The organism is Simplicispira sedimenti, from assembly GCF_022760965.1.
Taxonomy (GTDB): Bacteria; Pseudomonadota; Gammaproteobacteria; order Burkholderiales; family Burkholderiaceae_C; genus Simplicispira; species Simplicispira sedimenti.
Genome location: NZ_JAKVIJ010000015.1, coordinates 60,456 through 76,662 on the forward strand (window position 1 = coordinate 60,456; position 16,207 = coordinate 76,662).

The following is a 16,207-nucleotide window of genomic DNA, read 5'->3' on the forward strand; positions in this document are numbered from 1 at the left end:
GCGCTTATAAAATAGGCGCAAGTAGCTATCAAAATAATAGCAATGAACCTTGTGCAAGATGAGCACTGGATGCGCCTGGCTCTGGCGCAGGCGCAAGCTGCAGCGCAAGCAGGCGAGGTGCCTGTGGGCGCTGTGCTGGTGCGTGGCGACCAGCTGATTGCCACTGGCCGCAACGCCCCGGTGGCAGGGCACGACCCCACAGCCCACGCGGAAATCGTCGCTCTGCGGGCGGCGGCGCAGCAGTTGGGTAACTACCGGCTGGAGGACTGCACGCTCTATGTGACGCTGGAGCCCTGTGCCATGTGCAGCGGTGCGCTCCTGCACGCGCGGCTGCCGCGCGTGGTGTACGGCGCAGCAGACCCCAAGACCGGCGCGGCCGGATCGGTGGTGGATCTGTTTGCCCAGCCCTTGCTCAACCACCACACCCAGGTGCAGGGCGGGGTGCTGGCGCAGGAATGCGGGGCGCTGCTGGCCCAGTTCTTCCGCGCCCGCCGCCAGCAACAGCGCAGCCAGGCGCTGGCCGCCCACCCACTGCGCGACGATGCGCTGCGCACGCCCGAGGCGCGCTTTGCTGACCTGCCCGGCTACCCCTGGGCACCACACTACGTGAGCGACCTGCCCGCGCTGGCGGGTTGGCGCCTGCACTACCTCGACGAAGGCCCGCGCGATGCGCCCATCACCTGGCTGTGCCTGCACGGCAACCCGGCCTGGAGCTACCTGTACCGGCACATGCTGCCGGTCTTTGTGCAGGCCGGCCACCGCGTCGTTGCCCCCGACCTGATCGGCTTTGGCAAGAGCGACAAGCCCAAGAAGGAACGTGCCCACAGCTTTGACGGGCACCGCCAGGTGCTGCTGGAGCTGGTGCAGCGGCTGGACCTGCACAACGTGGTGTTGGTGGTGCAGGATTGGGGTGGCATCCTGGGCCTGACGCTGCCCATGGAGATGCCTGAGCGCTTTGTCGGCCTGCTGGCCATGAACACACTGCTGGCCACAGGCGAGGAGCCGCTTTCGCAGGGCTTTCTGGATTGGCGCGCCATGTGCGCCGACAAGCCCTTGTTCGGCGTGGGCCGCTTGCTGGCGCGTGGCAACCCGCACCTGGGTGCAGCCGAGTGCGCTGCCTACGATGCGCCGTTCCCCGACGCGGGCCACCGCGCTGCGTTGCGTGCCTTCCCCCGCCTCGTGCCTGATCACCCCCAGGCGCCGGGCGCAGCGCTCTCCCAGGCTGCGCGCGATTTCTGGCAGAACACCTGGGCTGGCCGCAGCCTGTTTGTTGCCGGTGCACGCGACCCTGTGCTGGGCGTGCCGGTGATGCAGCGCCTGCAACACACCGTGCGCGGCGCGCCCGAACTGGTGGTGCTGCCGCAGGCAGGCCATTTCGTGCAGGAGCACGGCGCGTCGATTGCCCAGCAGGCTGTGGAATACTTCCGCCTTTGAGCATCCACGGAGCGGGCCCGCGCAGGGCCCGAACGCCTTGTCTTCCGACCACGAACATGCCGCCTGTGGCTGCGGCCACGACCACGGCCCCAAGCACATCTACATCTATTCGCCTTCCAGCGCCGTGCGCGACAAGGCGGCCTTTCGTCGGGGTGTCAAACGCCTGCAGGCACTGGGGCATGAGGTGGAGATCGACCCCGACGCCCTGGCACAGCACACCCGCTTTGCGGGCGACGATGCCACGCGCCTGGCCGCCATCCACCGGGCAGCCGCCAGCGGCGCCGATGTGGCGCTGATCTCACGCGGAGGCTATGGCCTCACGCGCATCCTGCCGGGCATCGACTGTGCTGCCGTGGCACGGGCGGTGGACAAGGGCACGCAGTTTGTGGGCGTCAGCGACTTCACCGCGCTGCAGTGTGCCGTGCTGGCGCAGGCCGGCGCCCTGACCTGGGCCGGCCCCGCGCTGGGCGCCGACTTTGGCGTGCAGGAGGGGCCTGACGACATCATGGAAGCCTGTTTTGACGACCTGCTCACCGGCCACGGCGAGGGCGCTGGCTGGCGCATGCCCAAGGAGCGGCGGGCCGCAGGTACGCCCGAAGCGCCGCTGCCCGAGTTCGAGGTTGCATCGAGCACCCTGTGGGGGGGCAACCTGGCCGTGCTGTGCGCGCTGGTGGGTACGCCGTACTTTCCGCAGGTGGACGGTGGCATTCTGTTTGTCGAGGACGTGAACGAGCACCCCTACAGGGTGGAGCGCATGCTCACGCAACTGCTGCATGCCGGTGTGCTGGCGCGGCAAAAGGCGCTGGTGCTGGGCCAGTTCAGCAACTACCGGCTGGCGCCGCACGACAAGGGCTTCAAGCTGCAGACCGTGGTGGACTGGCTGCGCAGCCAGTTGAGCATTCAGGTGCTCACGGGCCTGCCCTATGGCCATGTGCCTACCAAAGTATTGCTGCCTGTGGGGGCCCAGGTCGATCTGTCGGTACAGGGGCGCGATGCCTTGATTTACTGGGGGCACCTGAACTGAGTGAAGCGCTGGGTTACAGCGCAGCGGGCTGGGTCGTTAGTTCGGGCATGGCGGCAAAGAGACCCAGGCGCACCATGGTGCGGTGGTTCAGTTCCACGGTCACCGCGTTGCGTGCCAGGGCCGACTGGATGCGGGGCTTGCCTTCCATCGTCTGGTGCAGCCGGGGTTCGGTCAGCAGCTTGCCACCGCGATCCACGATGCTGGCCACCAGGGGCAGGTTGGGCTTGGCGCTGCGGCGCAGTACCACGGCAATGTCGCCGTTGTCCAGGCGTACGAAGGAGCCTGGTGGGCACAGGCCCACGGTACGCACCAACACCAGGCCGACCTCGTCGCGCTGGTCCATTTCCACCAATGCGCGCACCGAGTCGGTGGCGCTGCGCCCTGGGCGGGACTTGCGCGGGCTGATCATGGCGGCATAGCGGTCGATGGTGCCCAGGATGCGCGTCAGCCGGTCCACCTCGCTCAGGCTGTGCAGGGGGTCGCGCTCGGATACCCGCTCATGGTGCTGGCCAACCAGGTCCAGCCACAGGCCGTTGGTGATGTTCAGTTGCACCAACAGATCCTGTGATCGGTGCGGGTGCGCGTTGATGGCCTCTTTTTGCGCTGGGCTGGGCTGCTCGCGCTGCGCGGCCAGTTCGTCCTGCAGGCGGGTCATGGCGATGTTCATGGTCAGCGCCGCGCGCACCAGCGCGTTGCGCTCGGTCACGGGCAGCCCGAACTCGCGCGCCATGATGTGGCACAGCGTGCCGCACACCAGTGCATGCGATGTGCTGTAGCCCACGGTGGACGTGGCCGCGAGCTGGAACATCAGGTACAGCGCACTGTCGATGTCGTGCGCCACCAGGTCTTGCAGCCATTGGTCGAACTGGCGCACCTTGGCGCCAAAGTCCACCACGTTCTGCGGGCGCGAGAGCAGCACCGACAGGCCCGACTCCAGATCGCCCCAAAGCCCGAGCAGGTCCTCGTACTCGTCGTCGTGGGTGGGGCGCAGGGGGGCAGAGGTAGGCATCAGCGCTTTTCCAGCACCATTTGGTCGTTCGTGCGTGTCATCTGGAACTGGCCCAGAAAACTGTTGCCCAGCAGCACGTAGGGCATGGCCTGCGGGGTGATGATGGCATCGACGTTGAGCACTTCCACATCGCCGATGCGGACCGAGTCCAGCCGCATGCGCCAGCCCTGGGTCACGCCGTTGGCGGTGTTCATGTTCACCACCTGGCCGCCCTGGTATTTGAGACCCATGCGTTCGGCGTCCGGGCGGCCGATGGACACGGTGGTGGCACCGGTATCCACCATGAACTGCATGATGCGCCCGTTGATCATGCCCTGGTTGACGAAATGCCCCCGGCTGTCGCCCTTGAGCACGATGCGGCGGCCCGCGCCGGAGCCGCCTACGTTCACCGGCGACTCGCCCAGCCGCAAGGTGCTGCTGGCGCCGTTGATATCGACGACCACGGCATCGCGGCTGACCGACACCACCTTCACCCCCTGGTGGGTCTGGCCCGGTGCCACGCCCTTGGGCGGCGCTCCATCGACCACGAGCAGGGCCTTGCCGCCCAGCACCCCAGCCAGCGAGACGGCCGGGGCCGCCTGGGCCGCAGCACTGCACCACAGGCCCAGCCCCAGCAGCAGGGCAGACCGAACAAGAGAAGGGCGCTGCGGCATGGAGGGGCTCCCGGGGTGGTGCGCTGTCAGTCGCGGAAGTTGTTGAACGACAGCGGCATGTCGGCGATTTCCTTGCGGATCAGCGCCATCACGGCCTGCAGGTCGTCGCGCTTGGCGCCGGTGACGCGCACCTTTTCGTCCTGGATGGCGGCCTGCACCTTGATCTTGCTGTCCTTGACGAGACGCTGGATCTTCTTGGCCAGCTCACTGTCGATGCCGTTGCGCACCTTGACCACCTGCTTGACCTTGTCGCCGCCAACTTTCTGGGGCTTGCCGATGTCGAGAAAGCGCACATCCACGTTGCGCTTGGTGAGCTTGTTGCGCAGCAGATCCTCGACCTGGGTGAGTTGGAACTCGGCATCGCCAAAGAGTGTGATCTCCTTGTCCTTGAGCTCGACGGCGGCAGACGTGCCCTTGAAGTCAAAACGCGTGCCGATCTCCTTGGCCGCGTTCTCCACGGCATTCTTCACTTCGACAAAATCGGCTTCACAAACGGTATCAAAAGACGGCATGGCAGAACAGCAATAGGAAAAGTCAACGCAGCACCGCCTGCAAAGGCGGGTGCGACAATGGAGGCAATGTTAGTCGAGAAAAACGTCTCTTTACAGCCCTACAACAGCTTTGGCATCGTGGCCCGTGCCGAAACCCTGGTGCGCGTGCGCAGCCTGCAGGATCTGGTGGATTGGCACCACACCGCCGTGCGGGCGGGCGAGGCGGTGTTTGTGCTGGGCGGGGGCAGCAATGTGGTGCTCACGGGCGATGTGAAAACCACGGTGCTGAAGATGGAGCTGCGTGGGCGCCGCCTGGTGCAGGAAACCCCCGACGCCTGGGTGGTGGAAGTGGCGGCGGGCGAGCCCTGGCATGGCACGGTGGCCTGGACCTTGCAGCAGGGTTGGCCGGGGCTGGAGAACCTGGCGCTGATTCCCGGCACGGTGGGCGCCGCCCCGGTGCAGAACATCGGCGCTTACGGGGTGGAGCTGCAGGACCGCTTTGATTCCCTGACCGCCTTCGATCTGGCCACGGGCCAGACCTTCACGCTCGATGCCGCGCAGTGCGCCTTTGGCTACCGCGATTCGGTTTTCAAGCACCCCCCGGCCCAGCCGGGCAGCGGCGAGCAACTGCCGCGTGGCATGGGGTTGGCGGGGCGGGCCGTCATCACCCACGTGCGTCTGCGCCTGCCGCGCGCCTGGCGCCCCGAGCTGGGCTACCTGGACCTGGAGCGCAAACGGCAGGAGACGGGCATTGCCGAACCCACGGCGCAGCAGATTTTTGACTGGGTGTGCGCCATCCGCAGTGCCAAGCTGCCCGACCCGGCCGTACTGGGCAACGCCGGGAGCTTTTTCAAGAACCCCACCGTCACCCCCGAGCAGTGCCAGGACATCATCGCGCGCGATCCCAAGATCGTGCACTACCCCATGCCCGACGGCAGCATCAAACTAGCGGCGGGCTGGCTGATTGACGCCTGCGGCTGGAAGGGCAAAACCGTGGGCAAGGCCGGTGTGTATGAAAAGCAGGCGCTGGTGCTGGTCAACCGGGGGCAGGGCGCCGACAGTGTGACCGGCGGCGAGGTCATGACCCTGGCCCGCGCCATCCAGACCAGCGTCTATGAGCGCTTTGGCATCCGGCTGGAGCCAGAGCCGGTGGTTTTGTGATGCTATAAATTTAATAGCTACTAACGCTTGCTGGATAAGCGTTGAATGCCAAAAAGACCATGAAAAAAACCGCCCGAAGGCGGTTTTTTTCATGGGTGCGCGGGGTGCAGGGCTTACTTGTCGTCATTACCCAGTTGCGGCAGCGGCGAGCCCTGGCCCAGCGTCAGCAGGCCGGACTTGGCGTAGGTCATGAGCTTGTCGCGCGTGTCCACGATGTCGAGGTTGCGCATGGTGAGCTGGCCGATGCGGTCGGCGGGCGAGAAGGGCGCGTCTTCCACCTTCTCCATCGACAGACGCTCGGGCGCGTAGGTCAGGTTGGGCGACTCGGTGTTGAGCAGCGAGTAGTCGTTGCCACGGCGCAGCTCCAGCGTCACGGTGCCGGTGATGGCGCGCGCCACCCAGCGCTGGGCAGTTTCGCGCAGCATGATGGCTTGCGGGTCGAACCAGCGGCCCTGGTACAGCAGGCGGCCGAGCTTGAGGCCGTTCATGCGGTACTGCTCGATGGTGTCCTCGTTGTGGATGCCGGTCACCAGGCGCTCGTAGGCGATGTGCAGCAGCGCCAGGCCGGGGGCCTCGTAGATGCCGCGGCTCTTGGCCTCGATGATGCGGTTCTCGATCTGGTCGCTCATGCCCAGGCCATGGCGGCCGCCGATGCGGTTGGCTTCGAGGATCAGCTCGACGGGGTCGTTCAACTCCTTGCCGTTGAGGGCCACGGGCTGGCCTTCGTTGAAGGTCACGGACACTTCCTCGGCCTTGACTTCCACCTCGGGCTTCCAGAACGCCACGCCCATGATGGGGTTGACGATGCGGATGCCGCTGTTGAGAAACTCCAGATCCTTGGCTTCGTGCGTGGCGCCCAGCATGTTGCTGTCGGTGCTGTAGGCCTTCTCGGCACTCATCTTGTAGCCGAAGCCTTCCTTGGTCATGAAGGCCGACATCTCGGCGCGGCCGCCCAGCTCGTCGATGAACTGCTGGTCCAGCCAGGGCTTGTAGATGCGCAGAGAGGGGTTGGTCAGCAGGCCGTAGCGGTAGAAGCGCTCGATGTCGTTGCCCTTGAAGGTCGAGCCGTCGCCCCAGATGTGGACGTCGTCCTCCTTCATGGCCGACACCAGCATGGTGCCGGTGACGGCGCGGCCCAGCGGCGTGGTGTTGAAGTAGGTCACGCCGGCGGTGCTGATGTGGAAGGCGCCGGCCTGCAGTGCGGCAATGCCTTCATGGGCCAGTTGCGTGCGGCAGTCGATCAGGCGCGCCTGCTCGGCGCCGTATTCCATGGCCTTGCGCGGGATGGCGTCGTAGTCGGGCTCGTCGGGCTGGCCCAGGTTGGCCGTGTAGGCGTAGGGCAGGGCGCCCTTGTTCTTCATCCAGCGCAGTGCGGCGCTGGTATCGAGGCCGCCGGAGAAGGCGATGCCGACCTTTTGGCCGACGGGAAGATTTTGGAGGATGGTTGCCATGTGCAGGAATCCGGTTCGGTAGTGTTTCAGCCGAAATGGCAGATGTAGTGGTAGGCCTCGGTCACGCGGATGTCGAAGCTGGAATTGCCGGGCACGCTGAACTTGTCGCCCGCGCTGGACTGGACCCAGGCATCGCTGCCCGCGAGCTTGTACTCGCAAGCGCCCGCCACGCATTCCATGATTTCAGGTGCACCGGTGTTGAACGTCAGCGTGGCGGGCAGCACGACGCCAACCGACTTTTTGGTGCCATCGGGAAAGGTGATGCCGTGGCTCACGCATTTGCCGTCAAAGTACACATTGGCCTTGGTGGTGACGCTGACGCCGTCGATTTTTTCGGTGGTCATGGGAGTTCTTTGCTGGAACGGGGACAAACCCTGCATTCTAGGTGACAGCTTTGACCGCCGTGACCCGGATGTATTCCAGGTCGGTTTGTCCGGCCCAGGCCACAGCCCACAGCACCTTGGCAAAAAAAGAGGGCCCTGCCTGGCCCTCGGAGAAAACGAAGCTGGATGGATCAGCGATCGTAGGGATTGTTGTTGTAGTGATTGTGCGGCGGGTAGTGGGGATGGCGAGGTCGGTAGGGGTCGTTTTCGTATCCGTACTCAATGACCGTCACGCCAGGCTGGGGATAGCTGGTGTAAGGCGAGCTGACGACGCCTGGCTGCACATAGCCACTTTGGCCGTAGGGGGCGGGCTGGCTCGTGGGCTGCACCTGTACGGTGATGTAGCGCCCAGGATCGGTGGCGGTCTGGGTGGAATACTGGCGGCCTGCATACTCGTACACCACGTTGTAGCCCACGGTGCGGTTTTCATAATAGGTTTCGGTGCCGCAGCGCTGTACGTTCTCATACTGGGGGCGGCCCTGGCCCTCGATGTGGTTGCCCAGCACGGCGCCACCGATCACGCCAATGGCCGTGGCTGCTGCGCGGCCGCTGCCCTTGCCCACGGCGTTGCCAGCGGCGCCGCCCGCGATGGCGCCGAGCACTGCGCCGCCTCCGGTGGTGCGCTGGCCGGTGTACACCGTCTCGTTGGTGCACACCTGGCGCGGGATGGCGACCTGCTGCACGATGGGGGTGGCCGAGAGCACGCGGGCTTGTTCCTGTGCGCTGGCCAGTGTGGCGGTGGCCGCCAAAACGGTGAAGGCGATGGCTTTTTTCATGGGGTTCTCCAGGGAAACGGGTCCGACTCCATAACGCGCCAGACTGTAGAAAAGTTTATCGGTGCAAGGTATCGGACGGGCAGTTTCCAGGTAAAGATACGTAAGAAACTGTGCGGTTTCAGACGTTTTGCATTGCGCTGGCGTGTTGGGCCCATGCCTGGGCGTCCCATCCCACCGTGATCAGCGGCCCTTGGGCCAGCGGCCACTCCACCACCGGGCGTTTGATGAGACTGGGGTGCTGCTGCATCAGCACCTGGGCGCTGGCGGCGTCTTTTGCGCTGGCTTGCTCCTCGGCGCTCAGCTTGCGCCAGGTGGTGCCGCGACGGTTGAGCACCGTCTCCCAGCCGCAGTGCGCCACCCAGCGCTGCAGGTGTTCGGCGGGGACGCCTTGTGTTGCGAAGTTGCGGAATTGGTAGTCCAGGCCCTGGGCCGTCAGCCAGGCGCGGGCCTTCTTGACCGTGTCGCAGTTCGGAATGCCAAAAAGGGTGATTTTCATGGCTCCATCATGCTCCAGCTTCGGGCTGGGCGACAATCCCAGGCTGTATGCACACCAAGATCCATACCCTCGAAGGCTGGCTGGCCCACTGTGAGCGCCTGCACCCCCACTCCATAGACCTCGGCCTGCAGCGCGTGGGCGAGGTGGCGCGCCGCATGGCGCTGCGTTTTGATTGCCCGGTCATCACCGTGGCGGGCACCAATGGCAAGGGCTCGACCTGCGCCATGATCGAAGCCGTGGCCTTGCAGGCCGGTTACCGCACTGGCGTCTATTCGTCTCCGCACCTGGTGCATTTCCAGGAGCGTTGCCGCATCCATGGCGACATCGTGACGGCTGATGGTCTGCTGGAACACTTCGAGGCCGTGGAGCGTGCCCGCACCCAGGGGGGTGACGAGGTGGCCTTGACCTATTTCGAGTTCACCACGCTGGCCATCCTGCGCCTGATGAGCCACAGTCTGCTGGATGTGGCCATTCTGGAAGTGGGCCTGGGCGGGCGGCTGGATGCGACCAATGTGGTGGACCCGGATTGCGCGGTCATCACCAGCATCGACATCGACCACGTGGAATACCTGGGGCCGGATCGCGAGAGCATCGGGCGCGAGAAGGCCGGCATCATGCGCACGGGTCGGCCGGTGGTGGTCAGCGACCCCATGCCGCCCCAAAGCGTGATTGACCACGCACGGGAAATCGGTGCCGATCTCTGGCGGTTTGGGCAGGACTTCAATTTTTCGGGCGACAAGCAGCAGTGGGGCTGGGCCGGCCGGGGGCGGCGCTATTCGGGCATGGCCTATCCAGCGCTGCGGGGGGCCAACCAGTTGATCAATGCATCGGGGGCGCTCGCTGCACTGGAGGCCCTGCGCGATCGTCTGCCCATCACGGCGCAGGCCGTTCGCAATGGCCTGGCGGTGGTGGAACTGCCTGGGCGCTTCCAGGTGTTCCCCGGGCAGCCGGTACTGGTGCTGGATGTAGCGCACAACCCCCACTCGGTGGCGGCATTGACGGCCAACCTGGACGCCATGGGTTTTTTCCCGACCACGCATGCGGTGTTCGGCGCCATGGCAGACAAAGACCTGGCTCCCATGCTGGCGCGTATCGGCCCCATCGTGGACCGTTGGTACTTCTGCGACCTGCCCACGCCCCGGGCCGAATCTGCGGCGGCCTTGCAGCAAAAGTGGAATGCTTTGCAAATGGTGGCCGGCGGCCGCCGCGAAGTGCATTGCAGCACCCATGCCAACCCGGCAGACGCACTGCAGGCGGCGCTCGTCCAGGCAGACCCCGCTGATAGAATCGTGGTCTTTGGCTCCTTCTACACGGTGGGTGGGGTGCTGCTGGACGGCATGCCCCGATTGCAGGCCAAGCACTTGGCCTGACACTGCGTTCTAAGAACTTGTCCGTAAATTATTTGATGCCACGTTGGAGCGCGATCGGTATGAGTTCGAGGTCTTGGCGCGCCGCATGGGCTGGCGGCCCATGCAAGCGGCAAGGGCGCGAAATCGCCCGATTTCGCCCCAACCCGAAGGGCAGTGCTCTTTTCGGGCGGTCTGCGGCGTTGCGGCGCTTGCCCATAGCGGGGCTATGGGCTGCGCACCGCGCCTTGCATCCCATCCCGAAAAGAGCGCTGCGCTGCACCAAATAATTTACGGACAAGTTCTAAAGCTCATGGCGTTTTTCAAGTTTCGGTGGCCCGGCCAGAAGGGGCAGGAAGTCAAGGCCAAACCGGCCCGATCCTCCCGGGCCGCGCCCGCAGAGAGCATCGAAACCATGCGTCGCCGGGCCAGGCACCGGTTGATCGGTGCGGCCGTGCTGGTCTTGCTGGGCGTGGTGGGCTTTCCGCTGCTGTTCGATAGCCAGCCAAGGCCGATTCCCGTCGATATTCCCATCGAAATCCCGGACCGCAATCGGGTCGCGCCCTTGGTCGCACCGTCGGCGCAGGGTGGTTCGGCCCAGGAGGCGGCGGCTGCCCCTGCCAGTGCAGCACCTGCGGCGGCGCCTGCCCGCGCACCAGAAGCGGCGTCCGCACCTGCACCTGCGACTGCTGCCGCACCGGCGTCCACGCCAGCGCGGACTGTGGCGACACCTGCTTTCCAGCCCGCATCGGCACCGGCGCGCAAGCCTGAAGTAGCACCGCCACAGCCTGCGCAACCCAGGGTGGCTGAGCCCGCGCGTCCGAGCGCGACCGATGAGGCCGAGCGCGCCCGCGCGCTGCTGGAGGGGCGCAGCGTACCCGCCAAGCCCACCGCAGCCGACGAGGGGCGTTTCATCGCCCAGATCGGTGCCTACGCCGAGGCTGACAAGGCCCGCGAGGTGCGCCTCAAACTAGAGCGTGCGGGCATCAAGACCTACACCCAGGTGGTGGAGACGGCCGACGGCAAGCGCATCCGGGTTCGCGTGGGGCCGTTCCAGGGCCGTGCCGAGGCCGACAAGGCTGCTGCAAAGATCAAGGCGCTGAACCTGCCGGTGTCCATCCTGCAGTTGTGACGCGCGCATGGCGGCCCTGGACTGGATTTTTGTGGCCCTGTTGCTGGCATCCATGCTGATGGGTGCCTGGCGCGGGCTGGTGTACGAGTTATTGTCGCTGGCAGGTTGGGTCGTGGCCTTTGTGGTGGCGCAGTGGTTTGCCCAGGATGCGGCGGCCCTGCTGCCCATTGACGAGGCACAGGAAACCGTGCGCTATGCCGCCGGGTTCATACTGGTGTTCATCGTCACGGTGTTTGCCTGCGGATTCTTGGCCTGGTTGGGCAAGAAGCTCGTCGAGGCCATCGGCCTGCGTCCGGTGGACCGGACGCTGGGTGCCGTATTTGGTGTGTTGCGTGGGGTATTGATCCTGCTGGTGTTGGTGGTCATGGCCGGGTTGACCGGACTGGACCAGGCGCCCTGGTGGCAGGAGGCGCGCAGCGCGGCGCTGCTGTCGGATTGGGTCAAGGAACTCAAGCCGCTGTTGCCGCAGGAGCTGGGCAGGCATTTGCCCGCGTGATGCGGATTTTTTGGGATGGAAGGCAACTATGTGTGGAATCGTCGGCGTGATCAGCACGTCCCCCGTCAACCAGTTGATCTATGACGCTCTGCTGCTCCTGCAGCACCGCGGACAGGATGCGGCTGGCATTGCCACGCAGCTGGACCGCAAGTTCTTCATGCACAAGGCCAAGGGCATGGTGCGTGACGTGTTCCGCACCCGCAACATGCGGGCTCTGCCGGGCAACGCGGGCCTGGGGCAGGTACGCTATCCCACGGCGGGCAACGCTTTCAGCGAAGAGGAAGCGCAGCCGTTCTATGTGAACGCGCCCTTTGGCATCGTCATGGTGCACAACGGCAACCTGACCAACGCCCAGGCCCTGCGCGCCGAGCTGTTCAGCATCGACCACCGCCACACCAACACCGAGAGCGACTCGGAAGTGCTGCTCAACGTGTTTGCCCACGAACTGGAAATGGCCAGCCGTGGCGTGCCCTTGCAGCCCGACGATGTGTTTGCGGCCGTGCAGGCGGTGCACAAGCGCATCCGGGGCTCGTATGCCGTGATCGCCCTGATCGCAGGCCATGGCATGGTGGCCTTTCGTGACCCCTACGGCATCCGTCCCCTGGCCATGGGGCGCAGCGGCGATGGCACCTGGATGGTGGCCAGTGAGTCTGTGGCGCTGGAGGGCACGGGGCACCAGTTCGAGCGCAACGTGGAGCCGGGCGAGGCACTGTTCATCACGCTCGACGGCCAGGTCCACGCGCGCCAATGTGCGCAGCAGCCCAGCCTGCATCCGTGCATTTTTGAGTTTGTGTACCTGGCACGTCCTGACTCGGTGCTCGATGGCATCTCGGTGTACCAGGCGCGTCTGAACCTGGGCGAGACGCTGGCCAAGCGCGTGATCTCCACCGTGCCGCCGAACGAAATCGACGTGGTCATCCCCATTCCGGAATCGAGCCGCCCCAGCGCCATGCAACTGGCGCAGTTGCTGGGCATTCCCTATCGTGAGGGTTTTGTCAAAAACCGCTATGTGGGCCGCACTTTCATCATGCCGGGGCAGGCGGTGCGCAAGAAGTCGGTGCGCCAGAAGCTCAACGTCATCGGCAGCGAATTCAAGGGCCGCAACGTGCTGCTGGTGGACGACTCCATCGTGCGCGGCACCACCAGCCGCGAGATCGTGCAGATGGCGCGCGAGGCTGGGGCGCGCAAGGTGTACATGGCCAGTGCCGCCCCCCCGGTGCGCTACCCCAACGTCTATGGCATCGACATGCCTACCAGCAGTGAACTGGTGGCCCATGGCCGCACGCTCGACGAAGTGCGCCAGATCATTGGCTGCGACGCCCTGATTTACCAGGATGTCGAGGCCATGAAAAAGGCCATCGGCGTACTCAACCCACGTCTCTCGGGCTTTGATGCATCCTGCTTTGACGGCGTGTACGTGACCGGGGACGTGAGCCCTGAGCAGATCCAGCAGCTCAACGAAGGCCGTGCCCAACAGGCGCAGGAGGGCGAAGAGGACACCTCGCGCCTGGCCCTGCCCAATGCTTCCGAACATTGACAACGGACCGGGCGTGCCTTCTTAGGGTGCGCCCGGTTCCCCACAAGGCTTTTCCGCATGAACCCAGCCCAGCCACAAGACCTGCACCCCGACACCCTGGCGGTGCGCCAGGCGCTGCCGCGCAGCGTCTATGGTGAACATTCCGAGGCGCTGTACCTGACCAGCAGCTTCGTCCAGCCCGATGCCGAAACCGCCGCGCGCCGCTTTGCGGGCGAGGAGGACGGCTACACCTACACCCGCACCTCCAACCCCACCGTCACCAGCTTTGAACAGCGCCTGGCAGCACTGGAGGGCACGGAGTCGGCCATCGGCACGGCCAGCGGCATGTCGGCCATCTTGCTGATGTGCCTGGGCTTGCTCAAGGCCGGGGACCATGTGGTGTGCTCGCAGTCCATGTTTGGCTCCACCATCAAGCTCATTGGTGGGGAGTTGGCGCGTTTCGGCGTGGAATCCAGCTTTGTGCCGCAGACCGACAGCAGCGCCTGGAAGGCAGCCCTGCGCCCCAACACCCAGCTGCTGTTTGCCGAGACGCCCACCAACCCGCTGACCGACCTGTGCGACATCGCCGAGCTGGCCGCGATTGCCCACGATGCGGGCGTGCTGCTGGCCGTGGACAACTGCTTTGCCTCCCCCGCGTTGCAGCGGCCTGCCATGCTGGGGGCCGATCTGGTCATCCACTCGGGCACCAAGTTCCTGGACGGCCAGGGCAGGGTGATGGCGGGCGCCGTCTGCGGCCCGCGTTCCATCATCGACGACAAGCTCGCGCCGCTGATCCGCAGCGCAGGCGTCAACCTTTCGCCCTTCAATGCCTGGGTGGTGCTCAAGGGCATGGAAACCCTGCGCATCCGCATGGAAGCCCAGAGCGCCAATGCCCTGGCGCTGGCGCAGTGGCTCGAAGCCCAACCGCAGGTGGCGCGGGTTTATTACCCCGGTCTGACCTCGCACCCGCAGCATGCTCTGGCGATGCGCCAGCAGTCGGGTGTGGGTGGTGCCGTGCTGTCGTTCGATGTGCGGGCCAACGGGCCGCAAGAGGGGCGCGCACGCGCCTTCCATGTGATCGACAGCACCCGCGTGTGCAGCATCACCGCCAACCTGGGCGACACCAAAACCACCATCACCCATCCGGCCAGCACGTCCCACGGGCGCCTCACCGAAGCGCAGCGCCAGGCCGCAGGCATCGGCCAGGGCCTGATCCGCGTGGCCGTGGGCCTGGAACACATCGACGATCTCAAGAACGACCTCGCACGAGGCCTGGACACCCTGTCATGACCGCAGCACCGAACCCTTCGCACGCAGCCCGCGTGCGCACCCGCTTTGCCCCATCGCCCACGGGCTTCATCCACCTGGGCAACATCCGCTCCGCGCTGTACCCCTGGGCCTTTGCAAGAGCGAGCCAGGGCGACTTCATCCTGCGCATCGAGGACACCGACCAGGAGCGCTCCACCCAGGCGGCTGTGGATGTGATTCTGGAGGGCATGCAGTGGCTGGGTATGGAACCGGACGAAGGCCCCTTCTACCAAATGCAGCGCATGGACCGCTACAAGCAGGTGCTGGCCCAGTTGCAGGCCAGTGGCCATGTCTATCCGTGCTACATGAGCGTGGCCGAGCTGGACGCGCTGCGCGAGCGCCAGATGGCCGCCAAGGAAAAGCCCCGCTACGACGGCACCTGGCGGCCCGAGCCCGACAAGCAACTTCCGCCCATCCCGGAGGGTGTGCAGCCCGTGCTGCGCTTCAAGACGCCCCAGGGCGGCACCGTGGCTTGGGACGACAAGGTCAAAGGCCGTGTCGAGTTCAGCAACGACGAACTGGACGACCTCGTCATCGCGCGGCCCGACGGCACGCCTACCTATAACTTCTGTGTGGTGGTGGACGACATCGACATGGACATCACCCACGTGATCCGGGGCGACGACCATGTCAACAACACGCCGCGACAAATCCACATTTTCCGTGCCCTGGGCAAGGAACCGCCGGTGTACGCCCACCTGCCCACCGTGCTCAACGAGCAGGGCGAGAAGATGAGCAAGCGCCACGGCGCCAAGCCCGTGACCTGGTACCGCGACGCAGGCTTCCTGCCCGACGCCATGGTCAACTACCTGGCCCGCCTGGGCTGGAGCCATGGTGACGATGAGATCTTTTCGCGTGCGCAATTCCTCGCGTGGTTCGACCTGGACCACTTGGGCCGCAGCGCCGCGCAGTTTGACGAGGCCAAGCTGCGCTGGGTCAATGCCCAGCATCTCAAGGCCTTGTCTGGTGATGTGCTGGCAACGCTGGTGCAGCCGTTCCTGGTGCAGCGTGGCATTGCAGCCACCGATCTGACCGACGGTCGCTTGCTACCACTGTGCGAACTGTTCAAAGACCGCTGCGACACCCTGGTGGCCTTGGCTGACTGGGTTCGTGTGTTCTACGCCGAGGTCACGCCCCAGGAGGCTGAACGTGCGCAGCACGTCACGCCCGCCATTGGGCCCGCACTGGACGCCCTGGCCGAAGCGCTGGCCACCTGTGCGTGGGACAAGGCATCCATCGGTGCCGCACTCAAGCAAGTGCTGGCTGCGCACGGCCTGAAGATGCCCCAACTGGCCATGCCTGCACGCGTTCTGGTCGTGGGTACGGCACAGACGCCATCGGTCGATGCAGTGCTTGAACTCATGGGACGCGAAAAAGTTGTCGCGAGATTGAAAAGTCGCTAAAAATCAGTCTATAATTTGAGGCTCTGATGGCAACGGCAAGAGTGAATAGCAAAGGCCGATGCAGGGGGGGTATAGCTCAGCTGGGAGAGCGCTTGCATGGCATGCAAGAGGTCAGCGGTTCGATCCCG

Annotated in this window: 16 protein-coding genes; 9 read left to right on the forward strand and 7 right to left on the reverse strand. The window is 65.3% G+C overall.

Annotated features, from left to right (window positions below; genetic code table 11):
- Window positions 1–42: 42 nt before the first annotated feature.
- Together tadA and MJ602_RS15095 are read left to right on the forward strand one after the other, a co-directional pair.
- Window positions 43–1,434: a tRNA adenosine(34) deaminase TadA gene (gene tadA, locus MJ602_RS15090; protein ID WP_243021620.1), complete on the forward strand. Its 1,392-nt coding sequence runs from the start codon at window positions 43–45 to the stop codon at window positions 1,432–1,434.
- 37 nt (window positions 1,435–1,471) lie between these two features.
- Window positions 1,472–2,458: an LD-carboxypeptidase gene (locus tag MJ602_RS15095; protein ID WP_243021621.1), complete on the forward strand. Its 987-nt coding sequence runs from the start codon at window positions 1,472–1,474 to the stop codon at window positions 2,456–2,458.
- A gap of 13 nt (window positions 2,459–2,471) precedes the next feature.
- Here the strand turns inward: MJ602_RS15095 and MJ602_RS15100 are convergent, their stop codons facing one another.
- The 3 genes from MJ602_RS15100 to MJ602_RS15110 are packed head-to-tail and all read right to left on the reverse strand — an operon-like array spanning window position 2,472 to window position 4,632.
- Window positions 2,472–3,467, reverse strand: a complete 996-nt coding sequence (locus tag MJ602_RS15100) for an HD-GYP domain-containing protein (RefSeq protein WP_243021622.1) — start codon at window positions 3,465–3,467, stop codon at window positions 2,472–2,474.
- On the reverse strand, window positions 3,467–4,120 hold the full coding sequence (locus tag MJ602_RS15105) for a retropepsin-like aspartic protease family protein (protein ID WP_162016495.1): 654 nt from the start codon (window positions 4,118–4,120) through the stop codon (window positions 3,467–3,469). Before MJ602_RS15105 ends, MJ602_RS15100 begins: the two co-directional genes overlap by 1 nt.
- Window positions 4,121–4,146: 26 nt before the next feature.
- On the reverse strand, window positions 4,147–4,632 hold the full coding sequence (locus MJ602_RS15110) for a YajQ family cyclic di-GMP-binding protein (protein ID WP_162016494.1): 486 nt from the start codon (window positions 4,630–4,632) through the stop codon (window positions 4,147–4,149).
- A 66-nt stretch (window positions 4,633–4,698) separates the two neighbouring features.
- Here MJ602_RS15110 and murB point away from each other — a divergent pair, with 66 nt between their 5' ends.
- Window positions 4,699–5,772 carry a UDP-N-acetylmuramate dehydrogenase gene (gene murB / locus MJ602_RS15115; protein ID WP_162016493.1) on the forward strand — a complete coding sequence of 358 codons (1,074 nt, stop codon included), beginning with the start codon at window positions 4,699–4,701 and terminating at the stop codon, window positions 5,770–5,772.
- A gap of 113 nt (window positions 5,773–5,885) precedes the next feature.
- Here murB and argG read toward each other — a convergent pair whose 3' ends face one another.
- From argG to MJ602_RS15135, 4 genes are all read right to left on the reverse strand, one after another.
- Complete coding sequence (gene argG / locus MJ602_RS15120; RefSeq protein ID WP_243021623.1) at window positions 5,886–7,223, reverse strand: argininosuccinate synthase; 1,338 nt, start codon at window positions 7,221–7,223, stop codon at window positions 5,886–5,888.
- A 26-nt stretch (window positions 7,224–7,249) separates the two neighbouring features.
- Entirely contained in the window at window positions 7,250–7,567 is a 318-nt protein-coding gene (ppnP, locus tag MJ602_RS15125; RefSeq protein WP_162016491.1) for a pyrimidine/purine nucleoside phosphorylase, read from the reverse strand.
- Window positions 7,568–7,737: 170 nt separating this feature from the next.
- Window positions 7,738–8,382, reverse strand: coding sequence for a glycine zipper 2TM domain-containing protein (locus tag MJ602_RS15130; RefSeq protein WP_243021624.1), 645 nt, complete (start codon window positions 8,380–8,382; stop codon window positions 7,738–7,740).
- A gap of 118 nt (window positions 8,383–8,500) precedes the next feature.
- Window positions 8,501–8,878 (reverse strand): ArsC family reductase, encoded by a 378-nt coding sequence (locus tag MJ602_RS15135; RefSeq protein WP_243021625.1) that lies wholly within the window; start codon window positions 8,876–8,878, stop codon window positions 8,501–8,503.
- Between the two features lie 47 nt (window positions 8,879–8,925).
- Between MJ602_RS15135 and folC the strand changes: the two genes are divergently transcribed.
- The 6 genes from folC (at window position 8,926) to gltX (ending at window position 16,079) form a co-directional block, all read left to right on the forward strand.
- On the forward strand, window positions 8,926–10,248 hold the full coding sequence (gene folC / locus MJ602_RS15140; RefSeq protein ID WP_243021626.1) for a bifunctional tetrahydrofolate synthase/dihydrofolate synthase: 1,323 nt from the start codon (window positions 8,926–8,928) through the stop codon (window positions 10,246–10,248).
- A gap of 289 nt (window positions 10,249–10,537) precedes the next feature.
- On the forward strand, window positions 10,538–11,356 hold the full coding sequence (locus tag MJ602_RS15145; protein ID WP_243021627.1) for an SPOR domain-containing protein: 819 nt from the start codon (window positions 10,538–10,540) through the stop codon (window positions 11,354–11,356).
- Window positions 11,357–11,363: 7 nt separating this feature from the next.
- Window positions 11,364–11,852 (forward strand): CvpA family protein, encoded by a 489-nt coding sequence (locus MJ602_RS15150; RefSeq protein WP_243021628.1) that lies wholly within the window; start codon window positions 11,364–11,366, stop codon window positions 11,850–11,852.
- Window positions 11,853–11,880: 28 nt separating this feature from the next.
- On the forward strand, window positions 11,881–13,389 hold the full coding sequence (gene purF, locus MJ602_RS15155) for an amidophosphoribosyltransferase (RefSeq protein WP_243021629.1): 1,509 nt from the start codon (window positions 11,881–11,883) through the stop codon (window positions 13,387–13,389).
- A gap of 57 nt (window positions 13,390–13,446) precedes the next feature.
- Entirely contained in the window at window positions 13,447–14,658 is a 1,212-nt protein-coding gene (locus MJ602_RS15160; protein ID WP_162016484.1) for an O-succinylhomoserine sulfhydrylase, read from the forward strand.
- Window positions 14,655–16,079, forward strand: a complete 1,425-nt coding sequence (gene gltX / locus MJ602_RS15165; protein ID WP_243021630.1) for a glutamate--tRNA ligase — start codon at window positions 14,655–14,657, stop codon at window positions 16,077–16,079. Before MJ602_RS15160 ends, gltX begins: the two co-directional genes overlap by 4 nt.
- Window positions 16,080–16,207: the final 128 nt, after the last annotated feature.

Coding starts and splice junctions, on each gene's coding strand:
- argG (WP_243021623.1), bottom strand. CDS start 7,223: ATGGCAACCATCCTCCAAAATCTTCCCGTCGGCCAAAAGGTCGGCATC.
- murB (WP_162016493.1), top strand. CDS start 4,699: ATGTTAGTCGAGAAAAACGTCTCTTTACAGCCCTACAACAGCTTTGGC.
- tadA (WP_243021620.1), top strand. CDS start 43: ATGAACCTTGTGCAAGATGAGCACTGGATGCGCCTGGCTCTGGCGCAG.
- MJ602_RS15150 (WP_243021628.1), top strand. CDS start 11,364: ATGGCGGCCCTGGACTGGATTTTTGTGGCCCTGTTGCTGGCATCCATG.
- MJ602_RS15105 (WP_162016495.1), bottom strand. CDS start 4,120: ATGCCGCAGCGCCCTTCTCTTGTTCGGTCTGCCCTGCTGCTGGGGCTG.
- MJ602_RS15160 (WP_162016484.1), top strand. CDS start 13,447: ATGAACCCAGCCCAGCCACAAGACCTGCACCCCGACACCCTGGCGGTG.
- MJ602_RS15145 (WP_243021627.1), top strand. CDS start 10,538: ATGGCGTTTTTCAAGTTTCGGTGGCCCGGCCAGAAGGGGCAGGAAGTC.
- MJ602_RS15110 (WP_162016494.1), bottom strand. CDS start 4,632: ATGCCGTCTTTTGATACCGTTTGTGAAGCCGATTTTGTCGAAGTGAAG.
- gltX (WP_243021630.1), top strand. CDS start 14,655: ATGACCGCAGCACCGAACCCTTCGCACGCAGCCCGCGTGCGCACCCGC.
- MJ602_RS15100 (WP_243021622.1), bottom strand. CDS start 3,467: ATGCCTACCTCTGCCCCCCTGCGCCCCACCCACGACGACGAGTACGAG.
- ppnP (WP_162016491.1), bottom strand. CDS start 7,567: ATGACCACCGAAAAAATCGACGGCGTCAGCGTCACCACCAAGGCCAAT.
- purF (WP_243021629.1), top strand. CDS start 11,881: ATGTGTGGAATCGTCGGCGTGATCAGCACGTCCCCCGTCAACCAGTTG.
- folC (WP_243021626.1), top strand. CDS start 8,926: ATGCACACCAAGATCCATACCCTCGAAGGCTGGCTGGCCCACTGTGAG.
- MJ602_RS15130 (WP_243021624.1), bottom strand. CDS start 8,382: ATGAAAAAAGCCATCGCCTTCACCGTTTTGGCGGCCACCGCCACACTG.
- MJ602_RS15135 (WP_243021625.1), bottom strand. CDS start 8,878: ATGAAAATCACCCTTTTTGGCATTCCGAACTGCGACACGGTCAAGAAG.